The organism is Hungatella sp. L36, from assembly GCF_014288035.1.
In genome coordinates this window covers 328,364-344,930 of record NZ_JACOPC010000002.1, presented here as the reverse complement: position 1 = coordinate 344,930, position 16,567 = coordinate 328,364, and the positions used below count along the sequence as shown (strand labels likewise).

The window sequence follows — 16,567 nt, the reverse complement described above, 5'->3', positions numbered from 1 at the left end:
AGCTTTATTTCGCAATAATATTGGTATGGGCATATCGAAACATCTATTAATTCCTCATTTCCATAATGAGAGGTCTACATTCCCTAAAACGGTATTCTTAATGACGAGCCACCTGCATTTATTTATCATTATAATGATATTATCTGAAAATGGCACAAAAATCCTTTAAATATTATCTTACAATTTCATGAAGAAACAGCGATACATACCATTTCTCTATTTCCTCAATAAATTTTTATTTTAATACCCGGTTAAATACAAATCCACATAAAAGCGAAAACAGACTCTGATATAACGTCTGCTTTCGCCTTCTATGTTCATATTGCTGTTTCACATATTTTTTAGAATTTATGTCTGGCACTAGTTTGATGCAGCTCTGCACCGTAGCGTATTCAACAACATTCCATGCATACTCTCTATTGATTCAATGGGCTATCTGTATTTGTCACTTACAATTATTTTTGATTGATTGCATCCAGAGCTGCCTGCGCGGTTTCTGCGGCCTCCTTGAGGGCATCGGCTGCCGGAACATTTTCAATTTCCACTTTATCTGCTGCAATGGCCAAAGCATCAAAAATTTTTCCGCCGGTAGGATCAATAGGATCCGGGGAGGCATGCATGGCCTGAGATAAAGGAACAAGGGCATGGGGATTTTCAGCGGTATAGGACTGATATTCCGGGATATCCAAGGTAGTTTCGCGGACTGGTATATAACCGGTTGCCATGGACCATCTTGCCTGCTGGGATGCATCCGCAAAATATTTCATAAACTGGTAAGCGCCGTCCTTGGTTTTATCTTTTCCTGTTTCCACCATCACTATCTGTAACACTCTGGCAACCGGCGCTGAGGGATTATCCCCGAACCCAGGCTGTTCCATGGCGCCCACCTTAGAAAAATCCAAATCGGCCTGATCGCCGGAGGAACCGGTATACCCGCCCGCTTTGTCTTGAAGTACGTCATCCATGGTATCATACCAATATTCCCAGCCCTGGCCCCCATAGTGTATTACCATGGTCTTATCCTCATGAATCCATCTGCGGGCTGCTTCCCATGTTTCAACCCATGGTTCCGTATTGATGAGCACGGTGCGGCCGTCATCACTGATCATGGCACCGCCGTTGCTGAGGGCCATATCAATCAGGTTGTCTTCTCCCCACATCGGTTCCCATCCATTAGCGCCCGTATTTTGTTGGATAAGGGCGGAGGCTTTCGCTAAATCTTCCCAGGTCTTAATCGTATCAGGCTGAATACCTGCCTTTTCAAACAAATCTCTGTTATAGTACATAACCTGTGTGGTTCCATAAGCCGGCATGGCATACAGGATGCCATCGTCACCAAGGCATTGGCGATAGAATACAGGAATCAAATCTTCTTTATTAAAGGATGAGTCCTGTTCTATATATTGGTCCAGAGGCGCTAACAGTTCCTTCTTTGCAAGGTTTCTGGTTTTATCAGAATCCAGAAGTGCAATGTCAGCAGCATTTTTCCCTGCGATTCCAGCCTGCAGCTTAGTGTATGTCTCATCATAATCAGCCTGCTGAACCCCGATTACCGTATACTCGGATTGGGACAGATTGAAATCCTCTATGATGTCCTCCATGACTCCCGCTGCGGTCTTACCGCCGGAATACCAGAATCTAACCTGAACTTTGCCATCGGCTGTAACGGTATCATCAGGCGCTTTCCCTCCGCAGCCTGTCAAAAGAGAAAGGCTGACTGCCAGTAAAACGGCAGCGCTTGTTCCTGTTCGGAAAGCTTTTTTGAATATTGATGTCCGGCAATGATTGATTAAGGGGCATTTTAGCTTCATTTTATGTTCCTCCTGTTTTGTGATTTATGATTGAATTGTTTTCATTAACCTTTACAGCCAAAGTCAGTAATGCCCTGAACAATCAGGCGCCAAGTACCAGCAAATAAAATCAGTAACGGCACGACAGTTACCGTGCCTGCTGCCATTACCAGGGACCACTGGGTCCCATAGGCGCCTCCCTCATAGAGAAAACGCCGCAGTCCCTGTGATACCAGGCTCAGATCCGGAGAATCGGTTATCAGAGACGGCCACATATAACTATTATAGGTATTAATAAAAGAAAGAAGGATAAATGTAACAAAGGAGGGCCGGGTCATAGGAACAATGATTCTTGTAAGAATCATGAGATGACCGGCGCCGTCCATCCGGGCCGCCTCCATGGTCTCCGAAGGAACTCCTGCGAATGCCTGGTGAAGCAGGAAGATACCGAACACACTGACACCATTGGAAAGAATAAGCCCCCCATAGCTGTCTAAAAGTCCTAACCTGGACAATATCATATAGCATGGAATGTAGGTTACTGCGGTAGGCACCATATAGGTGAACAGAACCAGCCGAAATAGAATATTCTTTCCTTTCGCCTTCATAAAAGTCACGGCATATGTAAAAAGAGCGCAGCATATGACCTGGATTATCACAACACTGACTGCTACCAGCAGGCTGTTAGCCAGATAGCGCGGAATTGGAGAGTGAAATAAAATCTCGCTGTAATTTTGGTATTGTGGATCTGATGGAAAGAAGATATCCACTGCCATGACCTCTTCTTTTGTTTTAAGGGAGCTGACAGCCATCCATAAAAATGGAAAGGCAGTAAAGCAGCATGCACCTCCTAATATAAAATGGACAACACAGGACCGGATGATATGGAGGGTGCGAGGGATATACTTCATGATTAAGCCTCCTTGCTTTTTAGTCTGATCTGGAGCAGCGCCAGGCTCAGACCAATAATCATAAGGATGACTACCGCCGCGGCTGCCCGCCCCATATCAAATTGTTCAAATCCCATCTGATAATATAGATATAGCAATGTCCGGGTGCTTCCTGCGGGACCGCCCTGAGTCAGGATTTGTATCTGGTCATAGGCGCGCAGGGAATCTGCTGTCATAATAATTCCTGTCACTAAAATAGCCGGCCGTAAAAGAGGCAAAGTAATATGTAGGAAGCGCTGCATACTTCCTGCACCATCAGCAGAAGCAGCTTCGTGAAGTTCTGATGGTATCCGGGACAAAGCTCCTGTAAAAAGGAGCATGACATATCCCAGATTCTTCCAGACAGTTACCAAAGCTACGCTGGCTAACGCTGTATTAGAACTGTGGAGCCAAGCAGATCCCGGAAGTCCAAGCAGGTGCAGAAGCTGATTTGCCAATCCAGAGTCCGGTTCAAATATCCAGGTCCATACAATCGATACAGCCACGGCTGGTGTTATCCATGGAGAAAAAATAATAAGTGAGTAAATCGTGTGCTTTCCTGCAGACCATATAAGAACTGCCAGAAGAAGCCCCAGAACCAGGACAGGAATCACAGTCTCCAGTGCAAACAAAAGAGTGTGTGTGAGTGCATCCCAAAAAGCCTTATCTTTAATAAGGGAAGTATAATTAGCCAATCCTGTTACATGAAATCCTGCGGTCATGTAATCCCAGTCCGTAAAGCTGATTCCAATAGATGCCACAATAGGAAGCAGCCAGAACAGGATTAGAAACATAAAAGCAGGTGTTACAAATGCTATGAATGTGAATTCAGACTTCCACTTCTTACTGCAATGAGAATCATTCATAATCTACCACTCCCATAACTGTATTTTTTGTTCAATAGCATACTTTTTATCATATATTTGAACACAAAAAATAGTAGCACAGATACCAGAATATGTCAACAGAATTGTTCAAAATAATTATTTATCATTAATAATTGAACAAAAAAAATACTTAATACCGGAAAATTTAATATGATTCCTGGCGACAAAATCATTACCAGGAATCACATTTTTATAAATGCCGCAGATTCGTCCGATAATGGCGTAATGCCATTTCATTTTCTGGACTACATACTTTTTCCAATTCGGAAACCATCGACTGCCTGTCTTCGGGGAGTCTCCCTTCCACCCACACAGCATTAGAGGCTCCCAATGTTGCAAAGTATACCGGTATCTCCAGATGCTCGATGAGCGCTTTGACTTCTTCCAGCTTTTCCAGTTCGCTTTCCTCCTGCCATCTGCCTTTTTGAACTTCTCCATACAGCTCGGACTCCGGATAAATAGTTAGCATAGAAGAACCTATAATCTTTGGCCGGGTCATATTAAAAATCTTCGCACTCTCCAACGCCCCCTCAACGCCGCGCCCAGAACCGGAAACCCCGGTAAGATAGAAAAAATTATAGGTGATATGGGCATTATCAAGACGTTCCGCCTGAATGGCAATATCCTGTACTTTATATCCTTTGTCCATAAAATCAAGCGCCGCTTCGTCCCCCGTCTCGGCTCCAATCGTAATGCCGTCATATCCTAAACCATGTAGTTCCTGCAATTCCTCATCCGTTTTCAGTGCAACATCTGTTACACGGGCAAAGCAGCCAATTGTCTCACATTCCGTGAAATACTGATGGATAAGTTCAGAAATTTCCTTCAGCCGCTTAAACTGCAAAACAAACGGATTCGCCCCAACGAGATAAACGCGCTTTACCCTGCTACTCCTTTCGTGAAGTTGATACTGCGCCTCCTGAAGATCCGCCTCTATATCCGTTAGCGGCGACATACGAAATTGAAACGGAAGATCATCATACAAAGTGCAGAATTTGCATTTGTGGTGCGTACAGCCAGCAGTAACTTCAATAAGCAGTGAACCAGCCTCATAAGGCGGGCGCCAGATTGTACCTGTATAGTGCATAAAACAGCTCCTTTCCTGAACAAGCAGAATTAATATTTTTTTCTGGCTCTATCATAAAGCCATGCTCCTCCCATGACAAGTACGGTCTTTTTTTGAATATAGTATTATTTTTCCTACTATGTATTTCTTTTTACCGTACATTGATTTTCTTCTTTTTTCAGGGTATAATCCGGATGAGATAAGGAGGGTCGGTAGAATGGCAGACAATAAATTCCAGACAAAAGACGCGATGGCCCGCTGTGTTCCTATGAGCAGCCTTCAGGCCGTATTAAGTGGTAAATGGAAAATTCTGATTCTTTGGTATGTCGCGTTTTACAAAGTACAGAGATTTGGGGAACTGATGCGCCGGCTGGACGGCATCACGCAATCCACGCTGACCAAACAGCTCCGGGAACTGGAACAAGACGGTTTTCTGCACCGTGAGATCTATAAAGAAATCCCGCCAAAAGTAGAATATACATTGACAGAATTAGGAAAAAGTTTTATACCTGTTTTAAATCAGATGATGACATGGAGTGAAATACATCTTTGCCCTCCAGATTATACCAGCCCTTATTCCGGCAAAAAACTGCCGGATTGATTATTTCAGTTGAATCTAATCTGATATATAAGTTTCAGGAGGTGATACCATGAAAATAGGAATCTGTGATGACGAACCGCATGTCTGTAAGCAGATGCAGGCGGAAGTAAACCATTACTATCATAGCCTAGACATTCTCCCAGTAACTTTTTCCCATGCTGAACAGCTGATTGAGGCTCTGCGAAAGGATCCTGACAACTTTCTGTGTATTTTTATGGATATTGAGCTGGAGGGACTGGATGGAATCACCGCCTCCCGCCTGATACAGGGCATGAACCTGAATATCCCCATCATCCTTCTTACCAGCCACAGCGAATTTGCCCCGGAAGGCTACGAAATATCCGCTTTCCGCTTCTTGACAAAGCCGCTGGACCGTAAAAAAATGGTGGAGGCTTTGAAAGCCGTGGAAACCATGCAGATACGGAACCGGAAAATAGCAATCTGCCAGGATGGGCAGGAGATTTACGTCTCCTATCAGGACATCTGCTATATAAAAAGCGAAAATGTTTACCTGCGAATACGTTCAACCCGGCAATCCTATCTGGTACGAGGCACACTGCAGAAATACCTTGAGCAGATGCCTTCCCTCCTGTTTTGCCGGGTACACAGAAGCTATGCCGTTAATCTTTCGCATGTTCAGTCATTTGACGGGACGGATGTGATTATGGAAAATGCCTTGCTTTTTTTGGTTTCCCTGTACTCTTGCGGGGAGATTCCATACTCTTTCTTAAATGCCCGGTAAAAGCCGGAGTAATCCTGAAACCCGAACATCGGATACACCTCGCTTATCTTCACATGATTCAGGAGCGCTTCCCTGCACGCCGCCACCCGCTTCTTTGTGATGTACTGGTGGACGGACAGACCCATATTGTCTTTAAACGCATGGGAAATATGATATTTGTTCACATAGAACTCTCTCGCCAGACGCTCCAGTGTCAGCTCCTCATCCAGATGCTCTTCTATATAATCGATAAGCTTCTCATACAGATCACGCTCTTCCTTAGGACTCTTCGGGTGATTCTGCTCATAAACGACCCGGTTCAAATGCAGGATCAAATCATTGACACACAGCGGTATCTTTGCCGTTTTCCCGAAACGCTGTGAGTGGATTTCCTCAATCAGATGAAAGACCTTCGACTGAATCGTATTGAATGCAATCACGTCATTGTGAAAGATATACTCCTTTCTGACTGTCACATACTGCATCAGATATCCATAGTCCCGGCACAGCTCCACAAGCTGGTTACAGTATTCCCGGCTGATCCAGAACACAAAGCGCCGGTATGGCGTTTCTTCATCATGGACGACGGCGCGGTGCCTGATCTCCGGCGGAATTAATACCAGATCCCCATACTGCAATGGATATTGCTTCTCTTCGATTTTCATCGAAATATTTCCCTCTAAGAAAAAATAAAACTCATAATAGTCGTGAGTGTGCAGTTCTACCTTCGACAGATAATGTTCTTTATAATAATAGATTTCAAAGTCCTCCGACAGCATATACTGCCGGGTACTGAATTTTGTCTGCAAATTTTTCTTCATCTTATTCCTCCTCTTTTATCTTAACACCAGACCGCAACCCTTGCAATACACACAGCACTCCTGACAATTGGATTTTTTCCCTGAATGTCTATAATGTATTTCATAGTTAAATATTAATTTACAAAAAGAAAGGAAAAGAACACTATGGAAATGACACTCAGATGGTATGGTTCAAAATTTGATACTGTTACCTTAAAACAAATCCGCCAGATTCCCGGAGTCACAGGAGTTATCACTACATTGTATGACACCGCCCCGGGGGAGGTATGGAGCCGGGAACGCATCCGTGCCATGAAAGATGAGGTGGCTGCCTCCGGCCTTCACGTATCCGGCATTGAGAGCGTCAACATACACGATGCCATCAAGACAGGATCCGCCGACCGTGATACTTATATTGACAATTACATTGAGACACTTGAGAATCTTGGAAAAGAGGACATCCATCTTGTATGCTACAACTTCATGCCGGTATTTGATTGGACCAGAACCGAACTGGCGCGTGTACGCCCAGATGGCTCCACCGTACTTGCATACACTCAGGAGGCGGTTGACGCACTTGACCCTGAAAATATGTTTGAGTCTATCGCAGGCGATACAAACGGCACCATCATGCCGGGCTGGGAGCCGGAGCGTATGGCTAAAATCAAGGATCTTTTCGCCATGTACGAGGACATTAACGATGAAAAATTATTTGCCAATCTGAAATACTTTCTGAAGCGTATCATGCCGGTCTGCAACAAATACGATATCAATATGGCAATTCACCCGGATGACCCGGCCTGGAGTGTATTCGGACTTCCGCGTATCATCATCAACAAGGAGAACATCCTGCGCATGATGGAGATGGTGGACAATCCGCACAACGGCGTGACCTTCTGCTCCGGCTCCTACGGTACAAATCTGGAAAATGATCTGCCGGATATGATTCGCTCCTTAAAGGGCAGGATCCATTTTGCCCATGTCCGCAACTTAAAGTTCAATTCTCCGACAGATTTTGAGGAATCCGCACATCTTTCTTCTGACGGAACCTTTGATATGTACGAAATCATGAAAGCGCTCTATGACATTGGATTTGAGGGACCGATACGCCCTGACCACGGGCGTATGATCTGGGATGAGGTGGCGATGCCCGGATATGGTCTTTACGACAGAGCGCTCGGCGCAACTTATTTAAACGGTTTATGGGAAGCAATTGTGAAAGGGGCAGATAAGTCATGCAGGTAAATGAACAGGGTTTAGCAAACAAAAAGCAGTGGGAAGACAAGGGTTATTCTCTTCCGGGATTCGATAGGGCAGCCGTATCTGAGAAGACCAGACAGAACCCCTTCTGGGTTCACTTCGGTGCGGGCAACATCTTCCGTGCCTTCCAGGCAAAGGTCGTGCAGGATCTTTTGAACGAAGGTGTTTTAGACCGCGGACTGGTAGTCGCCGAAGGCTTTGACTATGAGATTATCGAAAAAATGAACCACCCTCATGATGACTACAATATCCTGGTAACCTTAAAGGCAGACGGCTCTGTGGAGAAAACCATTGTGGGCAGCGTGGTAGAGTCACTCACTGTTGACTCTGAAAATGATGCTGATTTCACCCGCCTTCGTGAGATTTTCCAGAAGGACTCTTTACAGATAGCCAGCTTCACCATCACTGAAAAAGGCTATAGCCTTGTAAATGGCAAAGGCGAACTTCTCCCCTCTGTTGCAGATGATATGAAGAATGGCCCGGAGAAGCCGCAGAGCTACATCGGTAAGGTAGTAAGTCTTCTCTACACAAGATTCCAGTCCGGTGAGAAACCGATTGCCATGGTAAGCATGGATAACTGTTCCCACAACGGCAGCAAATTGTTTGACGCAGTCCACACATTCGCCGCAAAATGGTCCGAAACAGGTCTGACAGCCGCTTCCTTCGTGGAATATATCGAAAATCCCGCAAAAGTATCCTTCCCATGGTCCATGATTGACAAGATTACTCCAAGACCGGACCCGTCTGTAGAGGAACTTCTGAAAAAAGACGGCGTAGAGGAATTAGACCCGGTAGTCACCTCCAAAAATACATATGTTGCACCCTTTGTAAATGCAGAAGAATGCCAGTATCTTGTTATTGAGGATGTATTTCCAAACGGGAGGCCCCAGCTTGAAAGAGGCGGCCTGATTTTTACCACACGCGAGACTGTGGATAAAGTAGAAAAGATGAAAGTCTGCACCTGCTTAAATCCGCTTCATACCGCTCTCGCTATATTTGGCTGCCTCCTTGGTTATGACCTGATATCGAAAGAAATGCAGGATGTTACATTGAAAAAGCTAGTAAAAGAAATCGGCTATACTGAAGGACTCCCGGTGGTCATCAATCCCGGTATCCTGGACCCGAAAGAATTTATAGATACGGTACTCAATGTCCGCATACCGAATTCGTTCATGCCGGACACCCCGCAACGTATCGCCACCGATACCTCTCAGAAGCTGGCAATCCGGTTTGGCGAGACAATCAAAGCATACGAAGCGTCCGATACACTTTCTACTTCTGACTTGAAATTTATCCCGCTTGTATTTGCCGGATGGCTCCGGTATCTGATGGGTGTAGATGATCAAGGCAATCCGTTTACTCTAAGTCCGGATCCTATGCTTGACACTCTGCGGCCCTATATATCCGGTATAAAGCTAGGCGATGCCGTAGACGATGCACTGCCAAAGCCGATTCTTGAAAACAGCACTATCTTCGGCGTCAATCTTTATAAAGTGGGACTGGCTCCCCTTGTATGCCGCTATTTCCGGGAAATGACAGCCGGATGCGGTGCGGTGAGGGCAACACTTGAAAAATATATATAACATTTTATATAGTCCGGAAGGGAACCTTTACGATGAAACCATTTATTAACGACGACTTTTTATTACAGACCAATACGGCCAGGGAATTGTTTTCCGGCCATGCGCGCAAGATGCCCATCATTGATTTTCACAACCATCTGAATCCGCAGGAAATTTACGAAGACAGATGCTATGACAACATCGCCCAGGTATGGCTCGGAGGCGATCATTATAAGTGGCGCGCCATGCGTGCCAACGGTATACCGGAACAGTTGATTACTGGCGGCGGACAGCCTTATGAGAAGTTTCTTGCTTGGGCGGATACCGTACAGAATTGTATCGGTAATCCTTTATACCACTGGACCCATCTGGAGTTAAAGCGGTATTTTGACATTGATGAAACACTGTCTCCCGATACGGCAAAAGACATCTGGGATATCTGTAACCGGAAGCTAAGGTCACCACAATACTCTGTCCGCAATCTTCTGAACATGCAGAATGTGAAAGTCCTCTGTACCACGGATGACCCTGTTGATGACTTAATCTGGCACAAGAAGCTTGCCCAGGAGCAGTCAGATTTCCAGGTGCTGCCCACCTTCCGCCCTGGAAATGCCCTGGATATTGAAAAGGATAATTTTCCGTCCTATGTGGCCTGCCTTGGTTCCGTATCACAGTCAGACGTGTCTTCACTGGACGGGCTGACCGAAGCGTTAAAGAAGAGGCTGGACTTCTTCATCAGCGCAGGCTGCCGGGTGACCGATCACAGTCTGGAGAATAGCTTCTATCTTCCGGCTTCCTACGAGACAGCCAATGGGCTATATCAGAAGAGACTCACTGGCGTTTCCCTTTCTTCCGAGGAAGCAGCCATGTACCGGGGATTTTTACTGACAGAGCTTGGACGGGAATATGCCCGGAGAGGACTTGTCATGCAGCTTCATATCGGCGCGCTCCGCAACAATTCTTCCAGAATGTTTGAAAAACTGGTTGCGGATACAGGCTTTGATAGTCTGAATGATTTTAATTATGCTCCACAGCTCTCCGCGCTATTGAACGCCATGGATTCTACTGACGAGCTGCCCAAAACAATCCTCTATTATCTGAATTCGAAGGATGTGGACATGCTTGCCGCCATGGCCGGGAATTATCAGGGGAACAGCACCGGTATCAGGGGAAAGATTCAACTTGGTAGCGCCTGGTGGTTCTGTGACCATAAGCGTGGGATGGAACGCCAGATGGACGCTCTGTCCGACGTTGGGCTTATCTCCCGCTTTGTAGGAATGCTTACCGACTCAAGAAGCTTCCTCTCCTTCCCGCGGCATGAATACTTCCGACGTATCCTGTGCAGCAAGCTGGGTACCTGGGTGGAGAATGGAGAATACCCGAAGGACATGGCCTATCTTGGCAAGCTGACAGAAGACATCTGTTATTACAATGCCAAAAACTATTTTAACTTATAGGATACATCATGTCCGATGCATATCCCGACATTCTGGTTAGCACAGGAACAGTCCTTACCATAGAATACTAACATCGGAAGGAAAAGGATATATAAAAATGTATGGGAAATCGGATACCGATTTTCCCGGAACGCGCCTATTGAATGTAATAGCCTGTATTAATGCTGGTTTTGATATAAGCGGTATGATATTAATTCTGGCTCTTATGTTCATCGGGGGTGAATTGACTATACGCAGCGTTTCACGTAATCTGTCAAAAGAAGATAAATTAGAAGAAATGGATGAGCGCAACCAGCTGATTGAACTGAAGACAAAAAGTCAATCCTTTCGGTTAACACAGTAGATTTGTTTCGGACTAATGCTTACATTTCTTATTATGGGAAAAATATCAGGAGAAAAAGCATTTATCGGTATGGGAGTCGGACTTGCATTTGCATATACCATTTCCATGTTTGCAGAGATTTTCACTTACTGCTATTATGAAAAACATACTTAAAGGAGGCAGCGGCAAATATTTAAAAAAACTTATAGCATTCATTGAAAGATAAGCGTGACGGGCAAATTGATATCCGTTCAAAGTACCACGCATAGGATAAAATAGATGATTGACAAATGGGTACAATATGCTGGGAAGTGAAAAAATCAGTAGACCGTTCTGCGTCAAACAGCAGGTTTCCAAGTTACTGAATACCTGCTGTTTATTGTTATTTGACTTAAATCGCCATATCTTCCGGTACCATGTCAATCCCTCTCTTTCATAACCGGTTGGAACCTGACCTCAATTTCCTGTCCACCCTCCTTGATAGAAATCGTTCCCTCATGGGCCATGATAATCTGCCGCACAATCCGCAGTCCCATCAGGTGTACATCCCCGTCAGGCATCTGTCCCTCATTTAAAAAACGGCAGATAGACGGCGGAATGCCTCTGCCGCTGTCATAAAATACCACATGAGGGCAGCCGTCTTCCAGCCAGGCACGCACCCCAAGGCTGCATCCGTCTTCATTATGGCGGATTGAATTACCAAGTATGTTTTGGAATGCCCGGAACAGGAGCTGTTCATCCGCTTCAAACGAGAATGCCTCAAATTCAGGCTCAATACAGATGGACAGCGGATAATACTCTGCATCTTCCAGGGAATTCAGTACATCTGCAGCGACCCTGCGCAGGATTGCTGCCAGAAAGACCCTTTTCTTTCGCAGCGGCTGCACATTATACTCCAGCTTGGATGCAAGGTTCAAATCCTCGATCAGATTCCGGATTCGGACGCTCTGTGCACGGATTAAGCCGGCCTTTTCCCGGATTTTGGGATCTGTATCCAATTGACGCTCTATCATATCTGCATATCCCATAACCAGGGACAGTGGGGTCCGTATATCATGGGATACCCCGCTAATCCACTCCGTGCGCGCCTCATCCCGTTTCTCCAGCTGTTCCCGCTGTGTTGTCAGACGGTCGGAGGTCCGGTTGATGGTATAGGCAATCTCCTTCACATTCCCTGTTTCCGCCAGATGGACGCTCCCTCCTGACGCCAGCTTTCCAATCGAATCCGCGATCATCCGCATCCTTCTGTAATAGCGGAATCCGGATACCAATAGAATCAGGACTGCCGCTGCCAACGTACTGGTAAAGCTCAACGACAGGAATGTAAAAACCGCCTTTAGCTTATCCATATCCTGATGGACCGCATAATTCCATATGCTTCCTTTCGGATAGCCAACCACCAGAAGTCCCTTTTCACCGCCCCATACATAAACCGGATAATCCTCCAGATACCAGCGTGTAAAAGAGGCCACCTGGGAGGTTGTGTATGTGTGGTTTAACTGCTCCGGCAGCTGATAGCTCCAGACCGGAGTTCCTGCATCATCCAAAAGCATGGCAAAGGAAGCCCCCATCTCCTGGAGACAGGCGGCCGCCTCCTGCCCATCTTCATCTACCGCCTCATATATCCGGGCGATGGAATCCCTCTTTCCGCCGCTGTCATTATCATAAAGCTTTGAGGTAATGACAGCCAGCAATACAAACTGCATTAAAACAAACATAAAAATGATCGCCAGTGCCGTAGCAATATAATTAAAATAAATCCTCATCAGGCTTTTCATCTGTTCATCCGATACCCTAATCCTTTCACCGTAATTAAAAACGCCGGTTCCGATGGCTTCTCCTCTATCTTTTCCCGCAGTTTGCGGATATGTACCATCAATGTATTCTCATAATCAATATAATTCTCTCCCCAGACCGACTCCGACAGGACATCAAATGTCAGTATCCTTCCCCGGTTTTCCATGAACAGTTTCAGAAGCTGGTACTCTTTATTCGTCAGAGAGATGGTCCTCCCCGATCCGTCCAGAACCCTCACCACCCCTGCAGACAGGTCCACCTCCCGATTACCTAGCCGGTAACACTCTGGCTGCTCCTCCAGCCGGTAGGTCCGTTTTAAGATCGCTGAGATACGCAGTACAAGCTCCCTTGGAAGGAATGGTTTCGTCATGTAGTCATCCGCCCCCAAATCGAGTCCCTGGAGCCGGTCCTCATCCTGATCCCGCGCGGACAGGAACAGAACCGGGATCCGCTGATTTTCCAGCACGGTCTTGATCCGCTGTAAGAAAGAAAACCCGTCCTCAAACGGCAGATTGACATCCAGAATCAGGAAGTCCACATCGCCGCTTTTTATCCTACTCTCTGCCTCCCTGCAGGAAAAAGCTGTCTCCACATGGGAAAAACCCTCCTGCCTGCAAATATTTTCCACCAGACTGCATAGCTCCTGGTTGTCATCCACCACTAAAATACGTGCTTCCGTAAGCTTCATTCCAATCACCTGCCTTTTGGTTTTATTATAGCCGATTTACCGTGACAGGGAATCACTTTTTAAATCATTTAAGGTAAATTTAAGGTTGGAGAAAGGAAGGCATAAGGATATTACGCTATTCTGAATTCGATAGAAAGCGGCGGCGGAGAAAACAGAAGATGTTCTGCACATTATGCCGCTCGACTGACAAGGAGGATAACAAAATGGCACAATATAGCATCGAAACCAGCCAGCTTACAAAAACCTACCGGGGTACTCCCGCCGTGGACCATCTGGACCTTCGCATTCCGGAGGGCGCCATCTATGGTTTTCTAGGCCCCAACGGCGCAGGCAAAAGCACCACCATGAAAATGCTTCTGGGATTAATCAGCCGGGACGGCGGGAGTATCCGCATTGGCGGAACAGAGCTGAATGACCGCAGCCGCATCTCCATCCTGAAGCAGGTGGGTTCCCTGATTGAGAACCCCTCTTATTATGGCAATCTCACCGCATATGAAAACCTTCAGATCAGCTGCATGCTGAGGGGGCTTCCTTACACGGAAATTGACCGGGTCCTGTCCATCGTGCGCCTGGATGGGCAGAAAAAGAAACGGACCGCGCATTACTCTCTGGGTATGAAGCAGCGCCTTGGCCTGGCAAATGCCCTCTTAGGCGCTCCCAAACTGGTGCTTTTAGATGAGCCTACCAATGGACTGGACCCAGCCGGTATCCATGAGATGCGGGAACTGATTAAGAGCCTCCCGAAACAGTTCGGAATGACGGTGATGGTGTCCAGCCACCTTTTGTCGGAAATGGAACAGACCGCCGATCACATCGGTATCATATCAGGAGGGCAGCTGATATTCCAGGATACTATTGCCATGCTCCAGGCACGCAGCACAAGCCAGATTTACCTGCGCACCTCGGATGACACAGGCGCCGCCTCCCTGCTGCGGGAAAATGAAGATCTCTCCAACCTGTTTTGTGAAAGAAAGGATACCATTTCTCCGGACAGCTTCTGTTATTTCACCGACAACGGCATCCGTCTTCCCTTCCTTCCGGACCGGATACTGGCACAGGTGATCCGCACCCTTATAAACCACGGAATTGAACTGTACCGGGCGGAGGAAAAGCGGCAGAACCTTGAGGATATCTATCTTGGCATGGTAAAGGAGGCGGGACTATGAGTAAAAAGACAGAATTTGCCCTGGAAATGCGCAAACTGCGCCGCCGCCACATCCCAATTCTGTTCCTGATGGTATTTGTCCTCATCACGGCCTGGACATACTGGTGCATTGATGACCTGGACGTCTCCCGTCTGAATGATGTGAGCGCCATGGTATTCACCAACCTACTTCTGATGAACACGATCCTGTGTCCCATTGTCATGGCGGCCCTGGCCAGCCGGATGTGCGATATGGAACAGATGGGGAATACCTACAAATGGCTCTGTACCATGCAGAAACCGGAACATATCTACCGTGGAAAAGTGATGGCAGGCAGTTTTTATATTCTCCTGTTCACCCTGATGCAGACGGTTCTGTTCTGGATCATTTCACAGCCATATGGCGCGGGCGTCGTGTCCCGTCTGCCGGGATACTTTACAACGATATTCCTGACCTCTCTCTGCATCTTTATCCTTCAGCTGAACCTTTCCCTCAAATTTACCAATCAGCTGACGCCTATCTTTATAAGCATAGGAGGCACGTTTACCGGACTGTTTTCCTGGTTCTTGAACCGGTGGCCGCTGCGATATCTGATTCCATGGGGCTACTATGCATCACTGTGTAATGCAGGGTATAACTATGATGAAACAACACGGTACACCACCTATTACTGGGATATGTATCCGTTTCTTTGGATGGCCGTCCTGACTGCCGCAATTATCATCCTGTACCGCCATGGACAGAAACATTTTTTAGAAACGGTCCGCGAAACCATATAAGGAGGAAAATCTGATGATCGTAAAAGCAATAATCTGCGAACGCATGAAATGCAAGGGGACCCTGATATGGCCGGCCTTTCTATTGATTCCCGTCATACCAATTTTACTCGGAGCGGGGAATTACCTGTCCAACCTGGAGATTTTGAAATCCGGCTGGTACTCCTACTGGACCCAGGTGACCTTATTCTATGCCACCTTCTTCTTCGCTCCTTTAATCGGAGCATACTGCGCATTTTTGTGGAGATACGAGAATTTCAACAGCTGCCGGAATACCCTGTTCGCCCGCCCGATCCCGTATCACACCATCTACTTATCCAAGTTCATCCTGGTATGCGCCATCTCTGCTATGACCCAGATATGGTTTGCCCTGCTCTTTATTGCCTCCGGGAAGCTTATCGGCCTGCCGGGCCTGCCGCCAGCCGACCTCTGTTTCTGGATGATCCGCGGACTTGCCGGCGCCTTTGTAATCGCAGCCCTGCAGTTTCTGGCTGCCACTGAAATACGGAATTTTGCCACTCCCATTGCTATCGGATTGGTGGGTGGCGTTACGGGCATGATTGCCGCCAATACCAGGGCCGGTCTCCTCTGGCCCTATTCCCAGATGCTTTTAGGTATGAACTCCAACAAATCGGAGGACGTACTTGGACAGAATGCCGCAATCTTCTTTGTGATATGCGTGGTTTATCTGCTGGGGGTATCTTTGATAGGGATTAAAAGAATAAAGCGGAATAATTGAATATAATAAAGCAAAGATATCTTTAAA

The 16,567-nt window shown here is 46.6% G+C and carries 16 protein-coding genes; 9 read left to right on the top strand and 7 right to left on the bottom strand.

The window, feature by feature from the left end:
• Positions 1-455: 455 nt before the first annotated feature.
• The 4 genes from H8S80_RS07200 to H8S80_RS07185 all read right to left on the bottom strand — a co-directional run bounded on the left by H8S80_RS07200 (position 456) and on the right by H8S80_RS07185 (position 4,693).
• A complete protein-coding gene (locus H8S80_RS07200) occupies positions 456-1,811 on the bottom strand; it encodes an ABC transporter substrate-binding protein (RefSeq protein WP_006776529.1) in 1,356 nt (451 codons plus the stop codon).
• A gap of 44 nt (positions 1,812-1,855) precedes the next feature.
• Positions 1,856-2,701: a carbohydrate ABC transporter permease gene (locus H8S80_RS07195; RefSeq protein ID WP_039893217.1), complete on the bottom strand. Its 846-nt coding sequence runs from the start codon at positions 2,699-2,701 to the stop codon at positions 1,856-1,858.
• A 2-nt stretch (positions 2,702-2,703) separates the two neighbouring features.
• The gene (locus tag H8S80_RS07190; RefSeq protein WP_347561451.1) at positions 2,704-3,441 is read right to left on the bottom strand and encodes a carbohydrate ABC transporter permease; all 738 of its coding nucleotides are present in this window, start codon (positions 3,439-3,441) and stop codon (positions 2,704-2,706) included.
• A 355-nt stretch (positions 3,442-3,796) separates the two neighbouring features.
• Positions 3,797-4,693 carry a radical SAM protein gene (locus H8S80_RS07185; protein ID WP_117632222.1) on the bottom strand — a complete coding sequence of 299 codons (897 nt, stop codon included), beginning with the start codon at positions 4,691-4,693 and terminating at the stop codon, positions 3,797-3,799.
• Positions 4,694-4,889: 196 nt separating this feature from the next.
• Here H8S80_RS07185 and H8S80_RS07180 point away from each other — a divergent pair, with 196 nt between their 5' ends.
• Together H8S80_RS07180 and H8S80_RS07175 are read left to right on the top strand one after the other, a co-directional pair.
• Positions 4,890-5,273, top strand: a complete 384-nt coding sequence (locus tag H8S80_RS07180; protein WP_039892760.1) for a winged helix-turn-helix transcriptional regulator — start codon at positions 4,890-4,892, stop codon at positions 5,271-5,273.
• Between the two features lie 49 nt (positions 5,274-5,322).
• On the top strand, positions 5,323-6,015 hold the full coding sequence (locus H8S80_RS07175; protein ID WP_006775898.1) for a LytR/AlgR family response regulator transcription factor: 693 nt from the start codon (positions 5,323-5,325) through the stop codon (positions 6,013-6,015).
• On the opposite strand, the gene H8S80_RS07170 is transcribed toward H8S80_RS07175, so the two are convergent.
• Positions 5,910-6,815 carry a helix-turn-helix domain-containing protein gene (locus H8S80_RS07170; RefSeq protein WP_006775899.1) on the bottom strand — a complete coding sequence of 302 codons (906 nt, stop codon included), beginning with the start codon at positions 6,813-6,815 and terminating at the stop codon, positions 5,910-5,912. The two genes, H8S80_RS07175 and H8S80_RS07170, sit on opposite strands and share 106 nt — an antisense overlap.
• Positions 6,816-6,959: 144 nt before the next feature.
• On the opposite strand from H8S80_RS07170, the gene uxuA reads away from it, so the two are divergent.
• From uxuA to H8S80_RS07150, 4 genes are all read left to right on the top strand, one after another.
• Complete coding sequence (uxuA, locus tag H8S80_RS07165) at positions 6,960-8,039, top strand: mannonate dehydratase (protein ID WP_006775900.1); 1,080 nt, start codon at positions 6,960-6,962, stop codon at positions 8,037-8,039.
• Positions 8,030-9,637, top strand: coding sequence for a mannitol dehydrogenase family protein (locus H8S80_RS07160; protein WP_055650811.1), 1,608 nt, complete (start codon positions 8,030-8,032; stop codon positions 9,635-9,637). The genes uxuA and H8S80_RS07160 overlap by 10 nt, the downstream gene beginning before the upstream one ends.
• A gap of 32 nt (positions 9,638-9,669) precedes the next feature.
• Positions 9,670-11,073, top strand: coding sequence for a glucuronate isomerase (gene uxaC, locus H8S80_RS07155; RefSeq protein WP_055650810.1), 1,404 nt, complete (start codon positions 9,670-9,672; stop codon positions 11,071-11,073).
• 97 nt (positions 11,074-11,170) lie between these two features.
• Positions 11,171-11,416, top strand: a complete 246-nt coding sequence (locus H8S80_RS07150) for a hypothetical protein (RefSeq protein WP_006775903.1) — start codon at positions 11,171-11,173, stop codon at positions 11,414-11,416.
• A 398-nt stretch (positions 11,417-11,814) separates the two neighbouring features.
• Here H8S80_RS07150 and H8S80_RS07145 read toward each other — a convergent pair whose 3' ends face one another.
• On the bottom strand, positions 11,815-13,173 hold the full coding sequence (locus H8S80_RS07145; protein ID WP_006775905.1) for a histidine kinase dimerization/phospho-acceptor domain-containing protein: 1,359 nt from the start codon (positions 13,171-13,173) through the stop codon (positions 11,815-11,817).
• Positions 13,170-13,880, bottom strand: a complete 711-nt coding sequence (locus tag H8S80_RS07140; protein ID WP_055650809.1) for a response regulator transcription factor — start codon at positions 13,878-13,880, stop codon at positions 13,170-13,172. Before H8S80_RS07140 ends, H8S80_RS07145 begins: the two co-directional genes overlap by 4 nt.
• 203 nt (positions 13,881-14,083) lie before the next feature.
• On the opposite strand from H8S80_RS07140, the gene H8S80_RS07135 reads away from it, so the two are divergent.
• Genes H8S80_RS07135 through H8S80_RS07125 form a run of 3 tightly spaced genes read left to right on the top strand, consistent with a single transcriptional unit; the run spans position 14,084 to position 16,540 of the window.
• Positions 14,084-15,046, top strand: coding sequence for an ABC transporter ATP-binding protein (locus tag H8S80_RS07135; RefSeq protein WP_055650808.1), 963 nt, complete (start codon positions 14,084-14,086; stop codon positions 15,044-15,046).
• Complete coding sequence (locus tag H8S80_RS07130; protein ID WP_006775911.1) at positions 15,043-15,804, top strand: ABC transporter permease; 762 nt, start codon at positions 15,043-15,045, stop codon at positions 15,802-15,804. Before H8S80_RS07135 ends, H8S80_RS07130 begins: the two co-directional genes overlap by 4 nt.
• A gap of 13 nt (positions 15,805-15,817) precedes the next feature.
• Positions 15,818-16,540 (top strand): ABC transporter permease, encoded by a 723-nt coding sequence (locus H8S80_RS07125; protein ID WP_006775912.1) that lies wholly within the window; start codon positions 15,818-15,820, stop codon positions 16,538-16,540.
• The last annotated feature ends 27 nt before the right edge of the window (positions 16,541-16,567 follow it).